At 67.1% G+C, this 19,946-nt stretch carries 15 protein-coding genes; 9 read left to right on the top strand and 6 right to left on the bottom strand.

Annotated features, from left to right (window positions below):
• Positions 1–30: 30 nt before the first annotated feature.
• The 3 genes from HZY97_RS10605 to HZY97_RS10595 are packed head-to-tail and all read left to right on the top strand — an operon-like array spanning position 31 to position 5,081.
• Positions 31–1,746, top strand: a complete 1,716-nt coding sequence (locus HZY97_RS10605; protein WP_180143386.1) for a hypothetical protein — start codon at positions 31–33, stop codon at positions 1,744–1,746.
• Positions 1,746–3,293, top strand: coding sequence for a hypothetical protein (locus HZY97_RS10600; protein ID WP_180143384.1), 1,548 nt, complete (start codon positions 1,746–1,748; stop codon positions 3,291–3,293). Before HZY97_RS10605 ends, HZY97_RS10600 begins: the two co-directional genes overlap by 1 nt.
• 9 nt (positions 3,294–3,302) lie before the next feature.
• Positions 3,303–5,081 (top strand): hypothetical protein, encoded by a 1,779-nt coding sequence (locus HZY97_RS10595; RefSeq protein ID WP_257215003.1) that lies wholly within the window; start codon positions 3,303–3,305, stop codon positions 5,079–5,081.
• On the opposite strand, the gene HZY97_RS10590 is transcribed toward HZY97_RS10595, so the two are convergent.
• The 4 genes from HZY97_RS10590 to HZY97_RS10575 all read right to left on the bottom strand — a co-directional run bounded on the left by HZY97_RS10590 (position 5,078) and on the right by HZY97_RS10575 (position 9,773).
• Positions 5,078–6,217: a GNAT family N-acetyltransferase gene (locus HZY97_RS10590; RefSeq protein WP_180143382.1), complete on the bottom strand. Its 1,140-nt coding sequence runs from the start codon at positions 6,215–6,217 to the stop codon at positions 5,078–5,080. The genes HZY97_RS10595 and HZY97_RS10590 overlap by 4 nt on opposite strands.
• Positions 6,218–6,484: 267 nt before the next feature.
• On the bottom strand, positions 6,485–7,756 hold the full coding sequence (locus tag HZY97_RS10585) for a mechanosensitive ion channel family protein (RefSeq protein ID WP_180143380.1): 1,272 nt from the start codon (positions 7,754–7,756) through the stop codon (positions 6,485–6,487).
• Positions 7,753–8,952, bottom strand: a complete 1,200-nt coding sequence (metC, locus tag HZY97_RS10580) for a cystathionine beta-lyase (RefSeq protein WP_180143378.1) — start codon at positions 8,950–8,952, stop codon at positions 7,753–7,755. Before metC ends, HZY97_RS10585 begins: the two co-directional genes overlap by 4 nt.
• A complete protein-coding gene (locus HZY97_RS10575) occupies positions 8,949–9,773 on the bottom strand; it encodes a sulfurtransferase (protein WP_180143376.1) in 825 nt (274 codons plus the stop codon). The genes metC and HZY97_RS10575 overlap by 4 nt, the downstream gene beginning before the upstream one ends.
• 54 nt (positions 9,774–9,827) lie before the next feature.
• Between HZY97_RS10575 and queF the strand changes: the two genes are divergently transcribed.
• The 3 genes from queF to HZY97_RS10560 all read left to right on the top strand — a co-directional run bounded on the left by queF (position 9,828) and on the right by HZY97_RS10560 (position 14,005).
• The gene (queF, locus tag HZY97_RS10570; RefSeq protein WP_180143374.1) at positions 9,828–10,274 is read left to right on the top strand and encodes a preQ(1) synthase; all 447 of its coding nucleotides are present in this window, start codon (positions 9,828–9,830) and stop codon (positions 10,272–10,274) included.
• A gap of 145 nt (positions 10,275–10,419) precedes the next feature.
• Positions 10,420–12,681, top strand: coding sequence for a glycosyltransferase family 4 protein (locus HZY97_RS10565; protein WP_180143372.1), 2,262 nt, complete (start codon positions 10,420–10,422; stop codon positions 12,679–12,681).
• A 40-nt stretch (positions 12,682–12,721) separates the two neighbouring features.
• Positions 12,722–14,005, top strand: a complete 1,284-nt coding sequence (locus HZY97_RS10560; protein WP_180143370.1) for a glycoside hydrolase family 130 protein — start codon at positions 12,722–12,724, stop codon at positions 14,003–14,005.
• 33 nt (positions 14,006–14,038) lie between these two features.
• Here HZY97_RS10560 and HZY97_RS10555 read toward each other — a convergent pair whose 3' ends face one another.
• Positions 14,039–16,066, bottom strand: coding sequence for an OPT family oligopeptide transporter (locus HZY97_RS10555; protein ID WP_257215002.1), 2,028 nt, complete (start codon positions 16,064–16,066; stop codon positions 14,039–14,041).
• Positions 16,067–16,269: 203 nt separating this feature from the next.
• Here HZY97_RS10555 and HZY97_RS10550 point away from each other — a divergent pair, with 203 nt between their 5' ends.
• From HZY97_RS10550 to HZY97_RS10540, 3 genes are all read left to right on the top strand, one after another.
• Entirely contained in the window at positions 16,270–16,602 is a 333-nt protein-coding gene (locus HZY97_RS10550; protein ID WP_180143368.1) for a helix-turn-helix transcriptional regulator, read from the top strand.
• Positions 16,599–17,027: an SRPBCC domain-containing protein gene (locus tag HZY97_RS10545; RefSeq protein ID WP_180143366.1), complete on the top strand. Its 429-nt coding sequence runs from the start codon at positions 16,599–16,601 to the stop codon at positions 17,025–17,027. The genes HZY97_RS10550 and HZY97_RS10545 overlap by 4 nt, the downstream gene beginning before the upstream one ends.
• A gap of 144 nt (positions 17,028–17,171) precedes the next feature.
• The gene (locus HZY97_RS10540) at positions 17,172–18,266 is read left to right on the top strand and encodes an AI-2E family transporter (protein ID WP_180143364.1); all 1,095 of its coding nucleotides are present in this window, start codon (positions 17,172–17,174) and stop codon (positions 18,264–18,266) included.
• Here HZY97_RS10540 and HZY97_RS10535 read toward each other — a convergent pair.
• Positions 18,225–19,892 carry a helicase HerA-like domain-containing protein gene (locus HZY97_RS10535; RefSeq protein ID WP_180143362.1) on the bottom strand — a complete coding sequence of 556 codons (1,668 nt, stop codon included), beginning with the start codon at positions 19,890–19,892 and terminating at the stop codon, positions 18,225–18,227. The genes HZY97_RS10540 and HZY97_RS10535 overlap by 42 nt on opposite strands.
• Positions 19,893–19,946 lie beyond the last annotated feature (54 nt).

The raw sequence follows: 19,946 nt of genomic DNA, 5'->3' as shown, positions 1-19,946 counted from the left end.
GGATTAACCAAACTGCCCTAGCGCGGGGCGATGGAAACGAGCCTGCCCCGGGAAGCATGGCGCGACCACTTGGTCGCGCTGCTGCTTGCTATGGGGCTTTGCCTCGCCTGGACGCTGCGCGGCTGGCATGATCTGGCGGCGCTGCGCCTGCCCGATACCGACGATATGGTGCGGCTCCAGCAGATCCGCGACTGGATCGCGGGGCAGGGGTTCGGCGACCTTGCTCAGCATCGCCTGGGTCCGCCGCCCGGGCTGGAAATGCACTGGTCGCGGCTGCCCGACCTGGTGCCCGCGGCAGTGATCGCCGCGCTCACACCATTGCTCGGCAGCCATGGCGCCGAGCTGACCGCATTGATCCTGTCGCCGGCCCTGCTTTTCCTTGCCGCGCTGCTGCTGACCGGTTCGATCGCCCGACGCCTTGGGGCTCCCGCAATAACGGCGGTTCTGCTCGCAGGGCTCGCTTATCCGGCGACCAGCCTGTTCCTGCCGGGGCGGATCGATCATCACGCGCTGCAGATGGTACTGCTCCTGCTGCTGGTGCGCGCTTTGCTCGGCGCCGGCACGCTGGTGGCCGGGATCGTCGCGGCGCTGGCGATGACTGCCTCGCTCGACATCGGGCTCGAGACCTTGCCGTTGCTTGCCGTCGGCGGTGCCGCGCTCGTGGCACTCTGGGTGGCCGACGCGTCCGGCAGCCGCGACCGGCTGCTCGGCTTCGGCCTTGCCCTGCCGCTTGCGCTTGCCGGGACGAGCGTCGTGCTGCGGAACAGTGGTTGGGCAGTGCCCGCCTGTGACGGTTTCACCGCCTTGTTCTGGCGCGCGGCACAATGCGCATCGCTCGCACTGCTGGGGCTTGCGCTGTTCGGCGCCGCCCGCGCGACGACGCTGCGCACCCGCGGGATTGCCAGCGGCATTGCGGGTATCGCCGGGCTGGCGACCGTGCTGCTGCTCGCACCGCAATGCCTTCATCCCTATGGCCAGGTCGATCCGCTGCTCGCGCGGCTATGGCTGGCCGAGGTGGGCGAGGCGCAGGCGCTGTTTGGTACCTCGCCCGCCACTGCGATTGCCTATGCCGGCCTGGCGGTGGTCGGGCTCGTCGCGACGTTCATTATCGCGTGGAAGCGCCGTGACGCGGGCTGGTGGATGCTGGCGGCGCTGATGCTCACTGCGCTGGCGATCACCTGCTTCCAGCTGCGCGGAGCCTATGCCGCGGCGTTGCTCGCGGCGCCCGGGCTGGCGGTGATGATCGGCGCGGCACGGGTGCGCGGCGCGCCTGCGCTCGCGGCCGCCTGGATCGTTTCCACCGGGATCCTCTATCCGATCGCCGCCACTGCGATCTTTCCGCCAAAGCCCGAGCCGGGGGCGAATTGCACCGCGCCCGACAGCCTCGCCCGTCTCGCAGCGCTGCCGCCGGGCCGCCTGCTCGCGCCGCTCGACCTGGGCGCCTACGCGCTCGCCGCCACGCCGCATGCGGTGCTGGCCGCACCCTATCACCGCAACAATCAGGGGAATCGTGCCATGATTGACTTCTTCCTGGGGCAGCCCGCGCAATCGGAAGCGATCGCGCGGCAATGGGGCATCGACTATGTCGCCTTTTGCGATGACGATCTCGATCGCTTCGCCAAGGCAGCGGCCGCGCCGCACAGCCTGGCCGAGACACTGCGCGCCGGCGCGGTGCCTGCCTGGCTGGTGCCCGTGAACACCGGCAGCGAAAACCCGCGCGTCTATCGGCTGGCATCGCGCCACTGATGGAGCAGGCGGCGCCAAGCTGGTGGGAGACGCGTTGGTTCGCGATTGTAGCGATCCTAGCCTCGTGCGTGCCGCTGCTCTGGCCGGCGCTGCCGCCGCTGATCGACCTGCCCGGCCATGTCGGCCGGTTCCGCGTGATGCTCGGAACCGATACGGACGTGCTGGGCCAATGGTATCACTTTCAATGGCGGCTGATCGGCAATCTGGGGGTCGATCTGCTCGTCGCGGGCATTGCGCCGTGGATCGGGCTGGAGCCGGCCGTGAAGTTGATCACGATCGCCATAGTGACGCTCTCGGCGGCCGGCATCCTGTGGATCGCACGCGAGATACATGGCCGGGCTACGCCCTTTGCGCTGTTCGCGCTGCCGCTCATCTATAATTACGCCTTCCATTTCGGCTTCCTCAATTTCGCGCTGGCGATGGCGCTGGCGCTCAATGGCTTTGCGCTATGGCTGCGGCTCGGCCGGCTGGGGCGCACGCATCTGCGCGCGGCGCTGTTCGTGCCGCTGGCGCTGCTCGTCTGGGGCGCGCACATCATGGGCTGGGGCGTGCTCGGGCTGATGGTCTTCGGCGCCGAGCTTGCGCTGCAGCGGCAAAAGGGCAGCCGATGGAGCGCGGCGGCGATGCGCGCCGCGCTTGCGTGCCTGCCGCTCGCCTTGCCTTTACTGCCGATGCTGCTCTGGCGGCCCGATGGCGGGGGCGGGATTACCGAACGCTTCTTCAGCCCGCGCAAAATCTCCTGGCTTGCGGCGTTCCTGCGCGATCGCTGGTGGCTGTTCGACTTCGGCGCGGCGGCATTGCTCTGGGGGCTGATTTACCGGAGCGCGCGCGACCGGCGCTATGGCCAGGCAGCGCCGATGGTCGCAGCCTGCCTCGTGCTCCTCGTCGCCTTCGTGTTGATCCCCTACAAGCTGTTCGGATCGGCCTATGCCGATATGCGGCTGGCGCCGTTCATCCTGCTCTGTGCGCTGCTCGCCATTCGCGTTGATCGGATCGGCGCCCGCGAACGGCAATGGCTGGCGATTGCCGGGCTCGCCTTCTTCGCCGCGCGCACCGCTGGCACGACGATCAGCTTCTGGCTGTACGATCGCGAATATGCGCGCCAGCTCGCCGCGCTCGATCATATTCCGCGCGGTGCGCGCGTCGTGAGCTTTGTCGGCGAGCATTGCATCGAGCCATGGGGCCTTGGCAGGCTCAATCATCTCCCGGCGATGGGACTGGTGCGCCGGGCGGCGTTTTCGAACGACCAATGGGAGCTTGCCGGGTCCGCGCTGCTCACCGTGAACGTGCCTGCGATGGGCGGATTTGCCATTGATCCGTCGGAGATGGTCCTCGCCGAACCGTGTGAAGGCAAGAAGGACCTGATCACGATCGACCAGTCGCTGCGCAGCTTTCCGCGCGATGCCTTCGACTATGTCTGGCTGATCGCGCCGCCCGCGTTCGACGCCCGGCTGCTCGCCGGCACGACGCGGGTTTGGCAGGACGGCGGCAGCGCGTTGTACAAGATTGACAGGAACCGCTTGTCGGCTGGCGCCCGCCCGCACTAGAAGGCCGGGATGGACAGGGGCGACGCGTTGCATTGGTGGCAGACACGATGGTTCGTGGCGCTCTGCACCTTCATTGCCATCATTCCGCTGCTCTGGCCGCAGATCCCGCCGCTGGTCGATCTGCCCGGGCACATGGGGCGCTACCGCGTCCAGTTCACCTATGACCAATATCCCTTCCTCCAGCAGTGGTACGATTTCCGCTGGAGCCTGATGGGCAATCTGGGTGTCGACCTGCTCGTCATCCCGCTCCATTATATCTTCGGGCTCGAGCTGGCAGTGAAGCTGGTGGTGATCTCGATCCCCGCCATGACCGTGGCGGGGATGTTGTGGATCGCCCGCGAAGTGCACGGCAAGATTCCGGCGACCGCGCTGATCGCCCTGCCGCTCGCCTATGCCTTCCCCTTCCATTTCGGCTTCGTCAATTTCGCGCTGTCGATGGCGTTCGCGCTGCTCGCCTTCGGCTGGTGGCTGCGGCTGGCGCGGCTGGGCAAGACCATGTTCCGGACGCTGGTGTTCGTGCCGATCTCGGTGCTGATCTGGATCTGCCATACCTATGGCTGGGGCCTGCTCGGCATCCTTGCCTTCTCGGCCGAACTGATCCGCCAGCACGACCTGCGCCGCAATCCGCACGTCCACTGGAAGCAGGACATCTGGGGCGGCTGGGTCCTTCCCTGGTTCTATGCCGGCCTGCAGTGCATCGTGCTCGCGCCGCCCGCGGTGATGATGGTGCTGTGGCGCTCGGGCGACCATGTCTCGGGCCAGACCTTCGACATGTTCAACTGGCGCGCCAAGATGCTGTGGATCACCCAGGTGTTCCGCGATCGCTGGCAGCTGTTCGACCTGGCTTCGGTGGGCGTGCTGTTCCTGCTGCTGTTCAAGGCGGTGCGCGACCCGAACATCCAATATTCGCGCAACCTGGCGCTGTCGGGCATCTTCCTGACGCTCGTCTACATCTTCCTGCCGCGCGTCGTGTTCGGATCGGCCTATGCCGATATGCGGCTGGTGCCGTTCCTGCTGGCGATCGGCATCCTCGCGATCCGGCCCAAGCCCGGCCTGTCGATCCGCGGCGCGGCGACGATGGCGGCGCTCGGCATGGCGTTCTTCTGCGTGCGCATCGCCGCGACGACGTGGAGCTTCGCGCTCTACAGCGGCACCTATGATCGTGAGCTCAAGGCGCTCGATCACCTGCCGCAGGGCGCGCGGCTGATCACCTTTGTCGGCGAGACCTGCCGCTACGAGTGGAAGCAGACCCGCCTCCAGCACGTCCCCGCGCTCGCGCTGGAGCGTAAGCTCGCCTATACCAACGATCAATGGTCGATGGCTGGCGGCCAGCTGCTCACCGTGCGCTACGAGGCCGCCAAGCGCTTCGCCCACGACCCCTCGCAGATCGTCACCGACGTGCAGTGCCCGCGCGAATATTGGCGCCCGGTTGCCTGGGCGCTCGTGCGCTTCCCGCGCGACGCCTTCGACTATGTCTGGATGATCGAGCCGCCGGCGTACAATCCGCGCTTCGAACAGGGGCTGATCCCGCTATGGCGCGACGGCGCGAGCGCGCTGTTCAAGATCGACCATAATGTCCCGGCGCCGGTGATCGAGCCGGGCGAGCTGCCGATCCCGCGCTGGGAGCGCGACATCATCCTGCGCGAAGGGCACCAGGGTGGCTCGAGCCTGCCCGATCCCGAGGCGAGCCCGGTGCCCGAGCCGATCGAATCGCCGGTGCCGATTGCGTCGCCGAGCCCGACGCCGTCACCGACCCCGACGAAGCACAAGCGCAGGCGCCACCACTAACCGCCGCGGCGGAAGGGCGTCAGCTCGCCGAGATATTCCTGTTCCTGCGCGACCGCCTCGCGCTCGCGCTCGAGATAGTCGGCGACGGCGCGGCGGAAGCCCGGATCGGGAAGATAGTGCGCCGACCAGGTCGTGACCGGCGCATAGCCGCGCGCCAGCTTGTGTTCCCCCTGCGCGCCGGCCTCGACACGCTTGAGGCCCCGTTCGATCGCGGCGTCGATCGCCTGGTAATAGCAGAGCTCGAAATGGAGGAAGGGCACTTCCTCGGTGCAGCCCCAATAGCGGCCATAAAGCGCATCGGCGCCGATCAGGTTGAGCGCCCCGGCGATCGGCACGCCGTCGCGCTCGGCGAAGATCAGCAACACCTGCTCGGCCATTTCCTGCCCGAGCAGCGAGAAGAACAGCCGGCTGAGATAGGGGCGGCCCCATTTGCGGCTGCCGGTGTCCTGGTAGAAGGCCCAGAAGGCGTCCCAATGCGCCTCGGTGATCGCGTTGCCGGTCAGGTGGCGGATCGTCAGCCCCTCGACCGCGGCGGCGCGTTCCTTGCGGATCGCCTTGCGCTTGCGGCTGGCGAGCGCGCCGAGGAATTCGTCGAACGCCGCATAGCCTTCATTCGCCCAGTGGAACTGGGTGCCGGCGCGGATCAGCCAGCCGGCCTGCTCGAACAGGGACAGCTGGTGGTCGTCGAGGAAGGTGACGTGCGCCGAGGACAGCCGGTTCTGCTCGGCCACCGCCTCGATCCCGGCGATCAGCGCGGGCGCCGTCGCGCCATCGCGCAGCAGCAGGCGCGGGCCGGGCACGGGGGTGAAGGGTACGGCGACCTGGAGCTTGGGATAATATTGCCCGCCCGCCTGCTCCCAGGCATCGGCCCAGGCGTGATCGAAGACATATTCGCCCTGGCTGTGGCTCTTGGCATAGGCAGGCGCGATCGCGGCGGGGCGGCCATCGGCATCGTCGATCACAATCGGCAGCGACTGCCAGCCGGCGCGCGCACTGACCGAGCCGGAGCGCTCGAGGATCGACAGGAAGGCGTGGCTGACAAAGGGATTGCGGCCATCGGTGCACGCATCCCAGTCGCCTGGCAGGATCGAGGCGACGCCGTTGGCGATGCGGGCGGTCACGGGAGAGGCAGGCACGGCCCCCAGATAGGGAGTCCGCCCCGCTTAGGGCAATGGCCTCGTCCTACAGCGCGACTCGATGGCGGCGTGCAAAGAACATGAAGTACACGCTGAAAGCCGGTTTTTGCGGCGCTTAGCTTGACACTGTTCGGGCAAACGGCGCGCATCTCGCAATTTTCTTGCGCGAGCGGGATCCTATTTTCCCAACAGATTCAAAGAGCGATCGGCGGCAAATCCGACCGCGAAAGCCAAACAGACGAAATCCAACATTGCAAGCGTCACGGCCTAGTCGTGCTTCGGTTCGCGCTGGGTGACGCGCACTTCGCGCTGCGGCACCGCCAGCGTGATGCCGTGCTCCTGGAACAGCAGCCACAGCCGGTTGAGCACGTCGCTTTTCACATTGCCGACGCCGCTTTCGGGATCGCTGATCCAAGTGAGGATCTCATGCTCGACGCCATTCTCGCCAAAGGCCGAGAGGCGGACATTGGTCGGCGGGTTGTTGAGCGCGCGCGGGCTTTCCTTGGCGGCGCGCAGCATCAGCGCCTGCGCGACCTTGAGATCGCAATCATAGGAGACGGTCACGGGGATGCGCACGCGGACGTTGCGATCGGTGTAGGACCAGTTCTCCACCTCCTGCGTCATCAGATTCTCGTTCGGAATCAGATGCTCCTTGCCGTCGCGCGTGACGACGCTGACCGCGCGGACGCCGATCTTGTTCACCCAGCCGAAGCTGTCCCCGACCACGATCACGTCGCCCGGCTTGATCGAGCGGTCCATCAGCAGGATGATTCCGGCGATCAGATTGCCGATCGTCTTCTGCAGGCCGAAGCCGATGGCGAGGCCGAAGGCGCCCGAAAAGACGGTGAAGGCGGTCAGGTCGATCTTGAGCAGGTCGATGCCGATGAAAAAGGCGGCGACCACGGCGGCGATGCTCGCCAGCTTCTGGAAGAGCAGCTTCTGCGTGGGATCGAACCCGCGCACGCCTTTGATCCACTGCGCCAGGATCCGGTTGACCAGCCGCACGCCGGCCATCAGCGCGAGGATCGTCAGGCCGATCGTGACGAGGGTGAGTAGCGTGAGTCGGCGCTGGCCGATCTCGATGCCGACGCGGTCGAGCGTCTGGCGCGTCGCCTCGAACCCGCCGATCGCGTGGCTGAAGATCGCGGCGAAGGCGAGCGTGCCCGCCGCCCAGGCGATCGAGCGGGGAATGCCGAGGCCGCGCAATATCGCCACGGTGACGCGGGCGACGGCGATGCCGGTGACGAAGCCGAGGAGCAGCTCGGAAAGCGGGTGCCAGTTCCACGCGTTGAGCAGGATGGCGAGCAGCAGCGCGGTGGTGCCGTGGCGAACGATCTCGCAGATCCGGCCACTGAACAGCTGGCCGTGCTCGATGTCGCGCATCCAGAAATCGGCGATGCGCGGGCCGAGCTTGCGCCCGGCCAGCCAGCCCAACGCGACGGCGACGGCAGCGAGCGCGACGGCGATGCCCGCTTCGGTGAGCTCGGGCGGCGAGGGGAGGTTGTGCCCTGCCAGCCAGTCACCGAAACGCTGCATCATCCCCGTGCTTCCCGAAATGCGGCGAGACCGCGTTCGAGATCGGCGATCAGGTCGTCCGCATCCTCAAGCCCGATCTGGAGGCGAATGGCGGGGCCTTCGGCCTCCCATTTGGTCGCGGTACGATAGCGTTCGGGATCGACCGGGATCGCCAGGCTCTCGAACCCGCCCCAGCTATAGCCGATGCCGAAATAGTCGAGCGCATCGATCAGCGCGGCGCGCGCCTTTTCGTCGCCGCCGTTGAGCACGAAGGAGAACAGGCCGGCGGGACCCTTGAAGTCGCGGTGGAAGATCTCGTGCCCCGGGCAATCGGGCAGCGCCGGGTGAAGCACCCGCGCCACTTCGGGGCGGGTCTTGAGCCATTCGGCGATCTTGAGCGCCGCGCGGCCATGCTGATCGAGGCGGATCGCCATTGTCCGGAGGCCGCGGGCGCCGAGCCAGGCATCGTCGGGGCTCGCGGTCTGGCCGAGCTGATAGGTCGCCGCGCGCAGCGCCTGATATTTGCCCTCAGCTGCGGTGACCGATCCCAGCATCACGTCGGAATGGCCGACGATGTACTTGGTTGCGGCGAGGATCGTGTAGTCGATCCCAAGCTCGATCGCCGGGAAGAGCAGGGGCGTCGCCCAGGTATTGTCGAGCACGGTGGCGATGCCGCGGTCTTTCGCCACCGCGACGATCGCCGGCACGTCCTGCACTTCGAAGGTCAGGCTGCCCGGGCTTTCGAGGAAGATCACCTTGGTATTGGGCTGGCACAGTGCCGCGATGCCGTCGCCGATCAGCGGGTCGTAATAGGTCGTCTCTATGCCCATCCGCTTGAGCATGCCATTGGCGAGGTTGCGGGTGGGGTCATAGGTGCTGTCGGGTATCAGCAGATGATCGCCGGGCGACAGCAAGGCAAGCAAAGTGGTGGCGATCGCCGCGACACCCGAGGGGTAGAGCAGGGTCGCCTCGGCGCCCGGCTCGAGCTCGGTCAGCGCATCGGCGAGCGACCATTGGGTCGGCGTGCCGCGGCGACCGTAGAACAGGCGATGGTGCGTGTCCGCCGCGCCGCTCGCGCGCAGATGCGCGACATTGTCATAGAGGATCGTCGAGGCGCGCCATACCGGCGGGTTGACGATGCCCTGCGTCCATTCCTTGCGCCGGCCCGCGGTAACGACCCTGGTCTTGTCCTGCTTCGGCTTGTCGGAAGTATCGCTCATGCCGGGCCCAATGCCTTGGCGGTCTCCGGACGGCTACCCCATTCGGTCCAGCTGCCGTCATAGAGCGCGGCTTCATTGTCGAGCAGATGCGCGCCGAACGCGAGGATCGCGGCGGTGATGCCCGATCCGCAGGTGGTGACCAAAGGCTGGCCGAGGTCGATGCCGCTTTCCTCGAACACCGCGCGGATATGGTCGGGGTGCTTCCAGGTGCCGTCGGGGTTGAAGAATTTCGGATAGGGAACGCTGCGCGAGCCCGGGATATGGCCGGCGGCGACTTCGGCGCGCGGGTCGGCTTCCGCGCCGGTGAAGCGCGCGGCGGATCGGGCATCGGCGATCTGGCCGGTCTCGGCCTTCATCTGGTCGAGCGTGCGGACGCGGGACTTGGGCGCGCGCGGTTCGAAGCTGCCCGGCTCGGCCTGGTGCGGGCCATTGTCGCAGAGGCGCCCTTCGGCCTTCCACTTGGCCATGCCGCCATCGAGCAGCGCGACATCGACGCCGGCGAGCCGCAGCACCCACCATGCGCGGCACGAGGTGTGGTGAGGACCATTGTCGTAGAGCACGATCGGCGTCTCGGTATCCGCACCCAATTGGCGCAGTCGCTCGGCGATCACCGCGACGGTCGGCACGGTCGAGGGGAGCGGGCTGGAGTCATCGACCAGCGAATCGAGATCGAGATAGCGCGCGCCGGCGATATGCTCGGCCTCGAACTCGGCGCGCGGGTCGCGCGGCGGCGATCCGGGGATCGTCGAAGTGTAGGTCGCGTCGAGCACGAGCACGTGCCCGGCGCCGGCGAGCCAATCGGTCGTTACGAGCGCGTCCATGGCTGTGTGTCCTAGGAGGATGCAAAGCGCATCGCAAATGCCTACATGGCGCGAATGGACGCCAAGCATCTCGGAAAAACCTCGACCCTTCCCGCCACACCGGAAGAGGCTGAGCTCGACTATGTGCCCAACCCCCGCAAGGGCACGCGCTACCTCATCCGCTTCGCGGCGCCTGAGTTCACCTCGCTCTGCCCGATCACCGGCCAGCCGGACTTCGCGCATCTGGTGATCGACTATGTGCCGGGCGATACGATCGTCGAATCCAAGTCGCTCAAGCTGTTCCTCGGTTCGTTCCGCAACCACGGCGCCTTCCATGAGGATTGCACGGTTGGCATCGGCCAGCGGCTGTTCGACGAGATGCAGCCCGAATGGCTCCGGATCGGCGGCTATTGGTATCCGCGCGGCGGCATCCCGATCGACGTCTTCTGGCAGTCCGGTGCGCCGCCCGAAGGTGTCTGGGTACCCGATCAGGGGGTCGCGGGATATCGCGGGCGCGGCTGAACGCCAGATTTACAACGAGTCGTCCGAGTCGAATCATGTTGCATTGCACCATGATGAAACCATATTGAAATCAGTGAGTTTGGAGAGACGAGCGGAGTCACCCACGCAATAGAGTATTGCGGCAGCGAAAGGAAAGATCGGCGCCATGAAAGCCCCGAACGTCCAACACATAGCGCTGATCGGTAACTTCCTGCCGCGCAAATGCGGCCTCGCGACCTACACCACGGATACCTATGCCGCGCTCAAGCAGCGCTACCCGGATCTTCGCGTCGACGTCTATGCGATGGACGACCATGTCGGGCGCTACGACTATCCTGCGGCGGTCACCCGCGCGATCCCGGAACAGGACCACGCCGCCTATCTCGATACCGCCCGCGAGATCGAGGCTTCGGGCGCTCAGGCGCTGTGGATCCAGCATGAGTACGGCATCTATGGCGGCCCGGCCGGCGAATATCTGATCGCGTTGCTCGACCGGATCACGATTCCCGTCATCGCGACGCTGCACACTGTGCTCGAAAACCCCAATGCCGATCAGCGCCGCGTGATGGAAGCGCTGCTGCGACGCGCCTCGCGCGTGATCGTGATGGCCGAGAAGGGCCGTGAGATGCTCAAGCGCGTGCACGGCGCGGACGACAAGAAGATCGTGATGATCCCGCACGGCGTGCCCGACCGCGCCTTCGCCGATCCCGAGGGCTATAAGCCGCTGTTCGGCTGGCAGGGGCGCGAAGTGATCCTCACCTTCGGGCTGCTCGCGCCGAGCAAGGGCATCGAGACGATGATCGAGGCGATGCCCGCGATCGCCGCCGAGCGTCCCGATGCGCTTTATGTGATCCTGGGCGCGACGCACCCCAATCTGGTCGCGAGCGAGGGCGAGGCCTATCGCGAGCGGCTCAAGGCGCTCACCGAAAAGCTGGGCGTGCCCAACAACGTCGCGTTCGTCGACGGGTTCGTCGAGCAGGACGAGCTGCTCGATTACCTCCAGGCGGCCGACGTCTATGCGACGCCCTATCCGAACCCCGCGCAGATCACCTCGGGCACGCTTTCCTATGCCGTGGCGGTAGGCAAGCCGGTGGTGTCGACGCCGTACATCCACGCCTCCGAGATCCTCGCCGACGATCACGGTGTGCTGGTACCGTTCAATGACAGCGCCGCCTTTGCCCGCGAGATCAGCCGGCTGCTCGGCGACAAGGATGCGCGGACCGCGCTGGCGGAGCGCGCCTATGCCCGCGGTCGCACGATGCTGTGGCCGCGCCTTGCCGAGACCGCGATGGCGGCGCTGACCGGTATCATCGCCACCAAGCCGCGCCGCTTTGCCCGGCCGGTCAAGGAACTGTCGCCGCTCAAGCCCGACATCGCCGCGGTCGAGCGGATGAGCGACGCGACCGGCATGCTCCAGCATTCGATCTATTCGGTGCCCGATCGCCGCCACGGCTATTGCATCGACGACAATGCCCGCGCGCTGATCCTGATGTCGAAGATCGAGGATCTCGACGAGACGCTGCGCGACAAGTGGACGAGCGTCTATGCCGCCTTCGTGCAATATGCCTGGAACCAGGACCTGCGCCGCTTCCGCAACTTCATGAACTTCGACCGCACCTGGTGCGAGGATGTCGGGTCCGAGGACTCGAACGGCCGCGCGCTCTGGGCGCTCGGTGTGACGGCGCGCGACGCCAGGGCGCTCAAGCATCGCGACTGGGCCTCGGCATTGTTCGACGCGACGGCGTCGATCGCGCTCGAACTGGGCAGCCCGCGGGCACGCGCCTTTGCGATGCTCGGCGCCGCAGCGATGCTCGATGCGCATCCGGGGCACACGCTCAGCCGCGAGATACTGACGCGCTTCGGTGAGGAGCTGATCGACCTGCTCGACAGCAACCGCCGGCCCGAGTGGAGCTGGTTCGAGATCGTGCTCGCCTATGACAATGCCCGGTTGCCCGAGGCGCTGCTGCGCGCCGGCGTGGCGCTTGGGCGGAGCGAGTTCACCAGTGTCGGGCTCGAGACGCTCGAATGGATCGTGGCGCAGCAGACCTCGCCCGAGGGCCGCTTCCGCGCCGTCGGCACCGAAAGCTTCGGCCGCGAATATGCCGCGCCGATGCAGTTCGACCAGCAGCCGCTCGAGGCGCAGGCGACGGTGGAGGCTTGTGCCGCCGCGCATCAGGCGACCGGCGACGAGCGCTGGATGGAGGAAGCGACCCGCGCCTATCGCTGGTATCTCGGCGGCAACGACCTCGAATTGCCGCTGGCTAGCGCGCAGGATGGCGGCTGTTTCGACGGGCTGATGCCGCACGGGCTCAACCGCAACCAGGGCGCTGAGTCCATTTTGGCGCTCCAACTGGCCAATTGCGCGATTTCGGCTCTTTCAAAGGCGACCGGAAACGTGGCAACACCGTTGCGAGCCGCCGTAGCGTAACGACTTTCGCGCCGGCGCGGGGACAATGGCTGGGAGCCGGATGCTCGATACTTTCAATCACGCACTACGCCTGCGGGCCGATCCGTCCCGTGTGGTGGTACGGCCGTTCCATATCGCCTGGGCATCGAACGGACAGGCGCCGAGCCGCACCGAGCGGCTGGTCGGCGAAGTCCTGGCGATGTCGCCCGGCGAGGCGCGGCAACAGCTCGAGATCGTGCTCAAGGATTTCGAGGCGCGCCACTGGCAGACGCGCCGCGTGTTCATGACGCGCTATGACGAGATCGAGGGCATGCTCGGGCTCGATGGCAGCGAGATCGGCGACGAGAAGCGCCAGCTGATCGGCGCCTATTTCTGCCACGAATACAGCTATGCCGCCGCCGCGCTGATGAACCCGAGCGCGGTGCCGCATTACGACCAGACCGGCATGCCGCCGGGGTCGCTGCGCATCCTGATGAGCCTGCGCGCGGTGGGTGAGGGGCACATCTCCTCGGTCGCCTTCCGCGAAGGCATCATCACCGACGGCAACGACCTGACGCTCGCCCCCGAGCCGCCCTTCGCCACCGCCGCGGATGCCCGGGAAGAGGATGAGGAGCACATCCCCGAGGGGCCGGTCACCGTCTATCGCCACCGCGATTCGACGCTGTCGGGCACGGTGATCTTCCCGATCACCAAGGCCCAGTCGAACGGCCTCGAGGACCTGCGCATCACCCATTTCCGCCACGAGGACGGGCAGGAAGAATGGATCGGCACCTACACCGCCTATAACGGCTCGGTGATCCAGTCCGAGCTGCTGCGCACCCGCGACTGGCGGACCTTCGATCTGGTGCCGATGTCGGGCGGTGCGAGCCGCAACAAGGGCATGGCGCTGTTCCCGCGCACCGTGAACGGCAAATACATGATGCTCGGCCGGCAGGACGGCGAGAACATCTTCCTCCATTCGTCCGACGACATTACCCATTGGGACAGCGGCGAACTGCTGATCAAGCCGAAATTCCCCTGGGAGCTCGTCCAGATGGGCAATTGCGGCCCGCCGATCGAGCTCGACGAAGGCTGGCTGATCCTCACCCACGGCGTCGGCGCGATGCGCAAATATTCGATCGGTGCGGCTTTGCTCGACAAGAACGACCCGTCCAAGGTCCTCGCCCGCTCGAGCGAGCCTTTGCTCGCCGCCGCCGACCAGGACCGCGAGGGCTATGTGCCCAACGTCGTCTACACCTGCGGCGCCATCAAGCATGGCGACAAGCTGTTCATCCCGTACGGCGTGGCGGACAGCTCGGTCGCCTTTGCCTTCGTGCCGATCAGCACGCTGCTCGCGCAGATGTGAGAGGCGGCGGGGCGCTCCCCGCCACCTTCCTGCTCAACGATAATTCGCTTCGCCGTCCGCGGCGGTCTCCGGACCTGTGCCGGTCGGCGTCGCACTGACCAGCTTGCGGGTCATCGCATAGGACAGCGCGATCAGCCCGAAGAACAGCAAAGGCGCGACCCACATCGCGATGCTCTCGAAGCTCGCGCCCATCACCGCGAGTGGCGCGTCGTTCGGCGGGATCGGCGAGTGGCGGTTGGCCCAGGCGAGGATGCCGGCATAGGCGACGCCGAACAGCGATTCGCCGACGATCAGGCCCGTCGCCGCGAGCACGCCCATCCGCTCGGCGAATTCGGGATTGGCCTGCCTCTTCGCCCAGCGATCGTAGAAATAGCCGATCACCGCGCCGACCGGGATCAGCAGCGTGAGGCCCATCGGCAGATAGATGCCCATGCCCACCGCAAGGGGAGGAAGCCGCATCTTGCCGGTCTTGCCGAGCAGCTCGTCGATCGCGATCACGCCGACGCCGATCAGCGCGCCGATGCCGATCAGATTCCAGTCGAGATCGCCGCCGAGCACGCCCTTGGCGATCGACGAGATCAGCGCCGCCTGCGGCGCCGCCAGCGCGTTCGGCCCGGCGCCGGGCATGCCGACAAAGCCGAGCGTGTCCTTGAGCAAGTCGAGCACGACGGGGATGGCGAGCGAGCCGAACACCACGCCGAGCACAAGTGCCAGCTGCTGCTTCCACGGCGTCGCGCCGACAAGCTGGCCGGTCTTGAGGTCCTGAAGATTGTCATTCGAGATCGTCGCGATCGAGAAGATGATCGCGGTGGTGAACAGCGCATAGGCGATCAGCGCATTGGTGCGCGCCGGATCGGCCTCATGCCCGAACACCGCGACGAGCAGCAGCGACGCGCCGAGCACGGCGAGGATGCCGACGCCCGAGACCGGCGAGTTCGACGCGCCGATCAGGCCGGCCATATAGCCGCAGATCGCCGCGATCAGCACGCCGACGATCAGGATATAGCCGAGCGAGCCGCCGATCACCGCGAGCGGGTGATCATGGACCGGGCCGCCGGCCGAGAAGTTCCAGAGCAGCCAGGCAATCGGCACCAGCGTCGCGATCGTGATCAACGCGACGATGCCGATCGGCATGTCGCGCTCGGTGATGTCGAGCGCCTGGCCGGCCTGGCGCGCGCGCGAGGCGGCAAGCGCCGAGCGCAGGCCGGAAAGGATCGGGCCGATGATCTTGAGCAGCGACCAGATCGCCGCCACGCCGATCGTGCCCGCGCCGATGAAGCGCACCTGGCCGCGGAAGGTGCCGCCGACCAGCGCGTCGACGCCGGCGGAAATGTCGCCGCCCGAGGCGAACCAAGGCACCAGCACGGTCCACGAGATCAGCATGCCGAAGAACATGGCGGCGCCGACCGAGATGCCGACGAGATGGCCGACGCCGATCAGCAGCATCGACCAGCTGGTCGACCAGCCGGTGGCGGTGCTGCCCACCGCGTAATTCTTGCCCGCCTCTTCGGCGACAAGCTTCATCTTGGCGAGTAGCGCGAACAGGCCCGAGAAGACCGTGCCGATGACGAGCGTGCGCAGGCCGGCTGAATTTTCCTTGTCGCCGGTGCCCGAGCCCGAGCCGACCTTGAGCACTTCGGCGGCGGCGACGCCTTCGGGATAGGGCAGGTCGGTGCCCGTCACGAGTGCGCGGCGCAGCGGCACCGAGAACATCACGCCGAGCACGCCGCCGGTGATGCACACCGCCACCGTGGTCCAGTAAGGGAAGCCCGACCACCAGCCGACCATGATCAGGCCGGGCAGCACGAACACGATCGCCGCGAGCGTGCCGGCGGCGGACGCGATCGTCTGGACGATGTTGTTCTCGAGGATTGTGCCGCTCTTGAACGCCTTGAGGATCGCCATCGAGACGACCGCGGCGGGGATCGAGGTGGCGAAGGTCAGGCCGACCTTGAGCCCGGCATAGACGTTCGCCGCGGTGAACAGGATCGTGATCAGCGCGCCGAGCAGGATGCCGCGCAGCGTGAGCTCGGCCATTGGGCGGGTGGGTTGGGTGCTCATCGCCTCAGATCTCCGCGCCGAAAGTCACGAAAGTCACGACACTCACGCGCGCGGGCGTGCCCGCGCGCGAAGGGGCTGGCGCGGCGGCGAGCTTGGTAAGGAATGCGTTGGTCATCGTTTGAGCCTGACATTGCGGGGCCGTGTAGGACAGCATTTTTTGCGCATGGGTTGCTTATGATAACTAATCGGTTATGAATTGGGGGATGGAGCCGATCCCCCATTCTGCCGCCGATGCGCTGTTCCGCGCGCTGGGCGATCCGACGCGGCGGACGCTGTTCGAGCGGCTGGCGCGATCCGAGCTGACGGTGCGGGCGCTGACCGACGGGGCGGGGATCTCGCAGCCGGCGGTGTCGAAGCATCTTGCGGTGCTGAAGGGCGCCGGGCTGGTGCTCGACCGGCCGCAGGGCCGCGAGACGCATTACCGCGCCAACCCCAAGGGGCTGGCGCCGTTGCTCGACTGGATGCGGCTGCACGAGACTTTATGGGCCGACAGCTTCGATCGGCTCGAGGATCTGCTGAAGAGGATGGATCAATGACCGAGACGCGCACGCTGGTGATGGAACGCGAATTCCCGCATCCGCCCGAGCGGCTGTGGCGCGCGGTCACCCAGCCGCATCTCATCGCCGAATGGCTGATGCCCAATGACTTCGCGCTCGAGCCCGGGCACCGCTTCACCCTGCAGAGCCAGGCCTTTCCGGGCTGGAGCGGGCGGATCGACTGCGAAGTGCATGAGATCGAGCCGGGGCGGCAGCTCTCCTATAGCTGGGATACCGGCGGCGGCGAGGAAGCGATGCCGCGCTTCGAATCGGTAGTGACGCTGACGCTCGAGCCGATGGCCGGCGGCACGCGGCTGCGGATGGAGCAGACGGGCTTCACCAACGACAACAACTATGGCGGCGCGCAGTTCGGTTGGGGCAAGTTCCTCGAGCGGCTGGAGGGCGTTGCGGCGGGGATGGCGTGATCTGCTCCCCGGCGAAAGCCGGGGCCCAGGGTCACGAGCGATGCGGATAAGAAACCCTGGGCCCCGGCCTTCGCCGGGGAACGGCTTTGGGGATGACGAAAAGGGGGGAGTTGAGGTCGTCGTTCTGCCTGCTACGCTCCCGCAATGATCACCCGAACCGAGACCGCGCAGCGCGCGGCACGCCTGGCGCTGGTTGGCGCACTGTTGCTCATTGGCCTGTGGATCGCGCATGGCTTCGTGCCGGCACTGCTCTGGGCGGTGGTGCTGACGATCGCGGTCGATCCGCTGCATCTGAAGCTGCGCGGCTGGCTGAAGGGCACCCACCGGATCGTCATCCCGCTGATCATCACTACGCTTGCGGCGCTGATCGTGCTGGTGCCGCTGGGCTTCGGCGTGACCCAGGCGCTGCGCGAGGCGCATGACATCACCAGCTGGATCACCATGGCGCAGGCGCAGGGTGTGCCGGTGCCTGACTGGGTGGGGAATTTGCCGCTCGGCAGCGAGGCGGTGCGCAACTGGTGGCAGACGCACCTCGCCCGGCCCGAGGATGCCGCCGAGCAGCTCCGCCTGCTCAGCGGCGGCGAATGGCTGACGCATTCGCGCGCGATCGGCGCCAATGTCGCGCACCGCGCGGTGGTGTTCGGCTTCACCTTGCTGACCCTGTTCTTCGTGCTGCGCGACCGCGATGCGCTACTGACGCAGGGGCGCGGCGCGGTGCTCAAGCTGTTCGGACCGACCGGCGAACGGGTGGGGACGCAGGCGATCCGTTCGGTGCGCGGCACGATCGACGGGCTGGTGCTGGTCGGGCTCGCAGTGGGCGCACTGATGGCTTTGGTCTATCTGATCGCGGGCGTGCCGCACCCGCTGCTGCTCGGCGCGGCGACCGCGATCGCGGCGATGATCCCGTTCGGCGCGCCGGTGATTTTCGCGATCGCCGCCCTGTTGCTGCTCGTGCAGGGATCGGTGGTCGGCGCGGTCGTGGTGGTGGCGATCGGCACGGCGATCATCTTCGTCGCCGACCATTTCATCCGCCCGGCGATGATCGGCGGCGCGACCCAGTTGCCGTTCCTCTGGGTGCTGATCGGCATATTGGGCGGGGTCGAGACGCTCGGCCTGCTCGGCCTGTTCATCGGCCCCGCCGTGATGGCGGTGCTGGTGATGCTGTGGCGGGAGTTCCTGATGGCGCCGCCGGCGGCATCACCGCCCCTTGAACAGGCCCCCGAGGACACCACGCACTAGCCCGCCGACCAGGCTGCCGCCGACGCCGCTCGACTTGCCGAAGATCGCCTTCGACACTTCGTTGGCGACGGCGCGGCCGGCCGCCGAGGAGGCGGAGCGGGTGGCGCCGGTGATCGCGCGGTTCCACGGGTTGTTTGCCGCCTCGCGTTCGGCGGCGCGCTGGGCCTGGGCATCCAGGCGCGCCTGGCGATCGGAATCGCGCTGCTCGGCGAGGCGCTGGCGCTCGGCTTCCTTGGCGAGGCGCGCGTCTTCCTTGGCTTGGGCGGCGGCGGCCTTGTCGGCTTCGGTCTTCGCGCTGGCCTCGGCGGCGGCGGCAGAGGCTTCGGCGGACTTGGCGGCGAGCAGCTCCTCGGCCGATTCGCGGTCGACAAGCGTGTCGTATTTGGCGCCGATCGCATCGGTCTCGATCAGGATCTTGCGCTCCTCGGGCGTGACCGGGCCGACGCGGGTGGCGGGCGGGCGGATCAGGCTGCGCTGCACGGGGCTGGGCGAGCCGTCGTCCTGGAGCAGCGAGACCAAGGCTTCGCCGACCTTGAGTTCGGTAATCACGGTGGCGACATCGACATCGGGATTGGCGCGGAAGGTGGTCGCGGCGGCCTTTACCGCGGCCTGGTCCTTGGGCGTGAAGGCCCGCAGCGCGTGCTGGACGCGGTTGCCGAGCTGGCCGGCGACGGTATCGGGCACGTCGATCGGGTTCTGCGTGATGAAATAGACGCCGACGCCCTTGGAGCGGATCAGGCGGACGACCTGCTCGATCTTCTCGAGCAACGCCTTGGGCGCGTCGTCGAACAGCAGATGCGCCTCGTCGAAGAAGAAGGCGAGCTTCGGCTTTTCGGGATCGCCGACTTCGGGAAGCGATTCGAACAAGGCGGAGAGCAGCCAGAGCAGGAAGGTGGCGTAGAGCTTGGGGCTGGCCATCAGCTTGTCGGCGGCAAGGATGTTGACGACGCCGCGGCCCTTGTCGTCGGTGCCGAGGAAGTCTTCCATCGACAAAGCGGGCTCGCCGAAGAAATTGGCGCCGCCCTGCGAGCGGAGCTGGAGCAAAGAGCGCTGGATCGCGCCGACCGATTGCTTCGAGACATTGCCATAGGTGGCGGTGAGCTCGTCGGCGCGCTCGGCGCAGTGGGCGAGCATCGACTGGAGGTCGTCGAGGTCGAGCAGCAGCAGCCCGTCCTTGTCGGCGACGGTGAAGGCGATGGTGAGCACGCCTTCCTGGACTTCGTTCAGGTCCATCAGCCGGGCGAGGAGCAGCGGGCCCATTTCGGAGATGGTGGTGCGGATTGGGTGGCCCTGCGCGCCGTAGAGGTCCCAGAACTGCACGGGCGTGTCGGCATAGGCCCAGTCGGTCAGGCCGATCTCGGCGGCGCGGGCGGCGAAGATCTCGTGCGTCCTGGCGGTGGGCGAGCCGGCCATGGCGAGGCCGGAGAGGTCGCCCTTCACATCGGCGACGAAACAGGGGACGCCGGCGTTCGACAGGCCTTCGATGATGCCCTGGATCGTCACGGTCTTGCCGGTGCCGGTGGCGCCCGCGATCAGCCCGTGGCGGTTGGCGCGCTTCAATACCAGCGATTGGGGATTGGCGCCGCCGGTGCCTGCGCCAACGAAAATGCCCGTCTCTCCCGCCATGTCCGACTCCTTGTTGGGAGACCGGGATAGAGGAGAAACGGGCATTCGTCAGCC

The organism is Sphingomonas sp. R-74633 (assembly GCF_013416555.1).
Lineage (GTDB): Bacteria > Pseudomonadota > Alphaproteobacteria > Sphingomonadales > Sphingomonadaceae > Sphingomonas.
Note: the sequence above shows the minus strand (reverse complement) of the source record. Positions and strands in the feature narration are given on the sequence as shown.

What these genes read in the sequence shown, in the direction of transcription:
- HZY97_RS10600 (WP_180143384.1), top strand. Translation starts at nt 1,746, where the DNA reads ATGGAGCAGGCGGCGCCAAGCTGGTGGGAGACGCGTTGGTTCGCGATT.
- HZY97_RS10575 (WP_180143376.1), bottom strand. Translation starts at nt 9,773, where the DNA reads ATGGACGCGCTCGTAACGACCGATTGGCTCGCCGGCGCCGGGCACGTG.
- HZY97_RS10595 (WP_257215003.1), top strand. Translation starts at nt 3,303, where the DNA reads ATGGACAGGGGCGACGCGTTGCATTGGTGGCAGACACGATGGTTCGTG.
- HZY97_RS10555 (WP_257215002.1), bottom strand. Translation starts at nt 16,066, where the DNA reads ATGAGCACCCAACCCACCCGCCCAATGGCCGAGCTCACGCTGCGCGGC.
- metC (WP_180143378.1), bottom strand. Translation starts at nt 8,952, where the DNA reads ATGAGCGATACTTCCGACAAGCCGAAGCAGGACAAGACCAGGGTCGTT.
- HZY97_RS10565 (WP_180143372.1), top strand. Translation starts at nt 10,420, where the DNA reads ATGAAAGCCCCGAACGTCCAACACATAGCGCTGATCGGTAACTTCCTG.
- HZY97_RS10540 (WP_180143364.1), top strand. Translation starts at nt 17,172, where the DNA reads ATGATCACCCGAACCGAGACCGCGCAGCGCGCGGCACGCCTGGCGCTG.
- queF (WP_180143374.1), top strand. Translation starts at nt 9,828, where the DNA reads ATGGACGCCAAGCATCTCGGAAAAACCTCGACCCTTCCCGCCACACCG.
- HZY97_RS10585 (WP_180143380.1), bottom strand. Translation starts at nt 7,756, where the DNA reads ATGATGCAGCGTTTCGGTGACTGGCTGGCAGGGCACAACCTCCCCTCG.
- HZY97_RS10550 (WP_180143368.1), top strand. Translation starts at nt 16,270, where the DNA reads ATGGAGCCGATCCCCCATTCTGCCGCCGATGCGCTGTTCCGCGCGCTG.
- HZY97_RS10545 (WP_180143366.1), top strand. Translation starts at nt 16,599, where the DNA reads ATGACCGAGACGCGCACGCTGGTGATGGAACGCGAATTCCCGCATCCG.
- HZY97_RS10535 (WP_180143362.1), bottom strand. Translation starts at nt 19,892, where the DNA reads ATGGCGGGAGAGACGGGCATTTTCGTTGGCGCAGGCACCGGCGGCGCC.
- HZY97_RS10605 (WP_180143386.1), top strand. Translation starts at nt 31, where the DNA reads ATGGAAACGAGCCTGCCCCGGGAAGCATGGCGCGACCACTTGGTCGCG.
- HZY97_RS10560 (WP_180143370.1), top strand. Translation starts at nt 12,722, where the DNA reads ATGCTCGATACTTTCAATCACGCACTACGCCTGCGGGCCGATCCGTCC.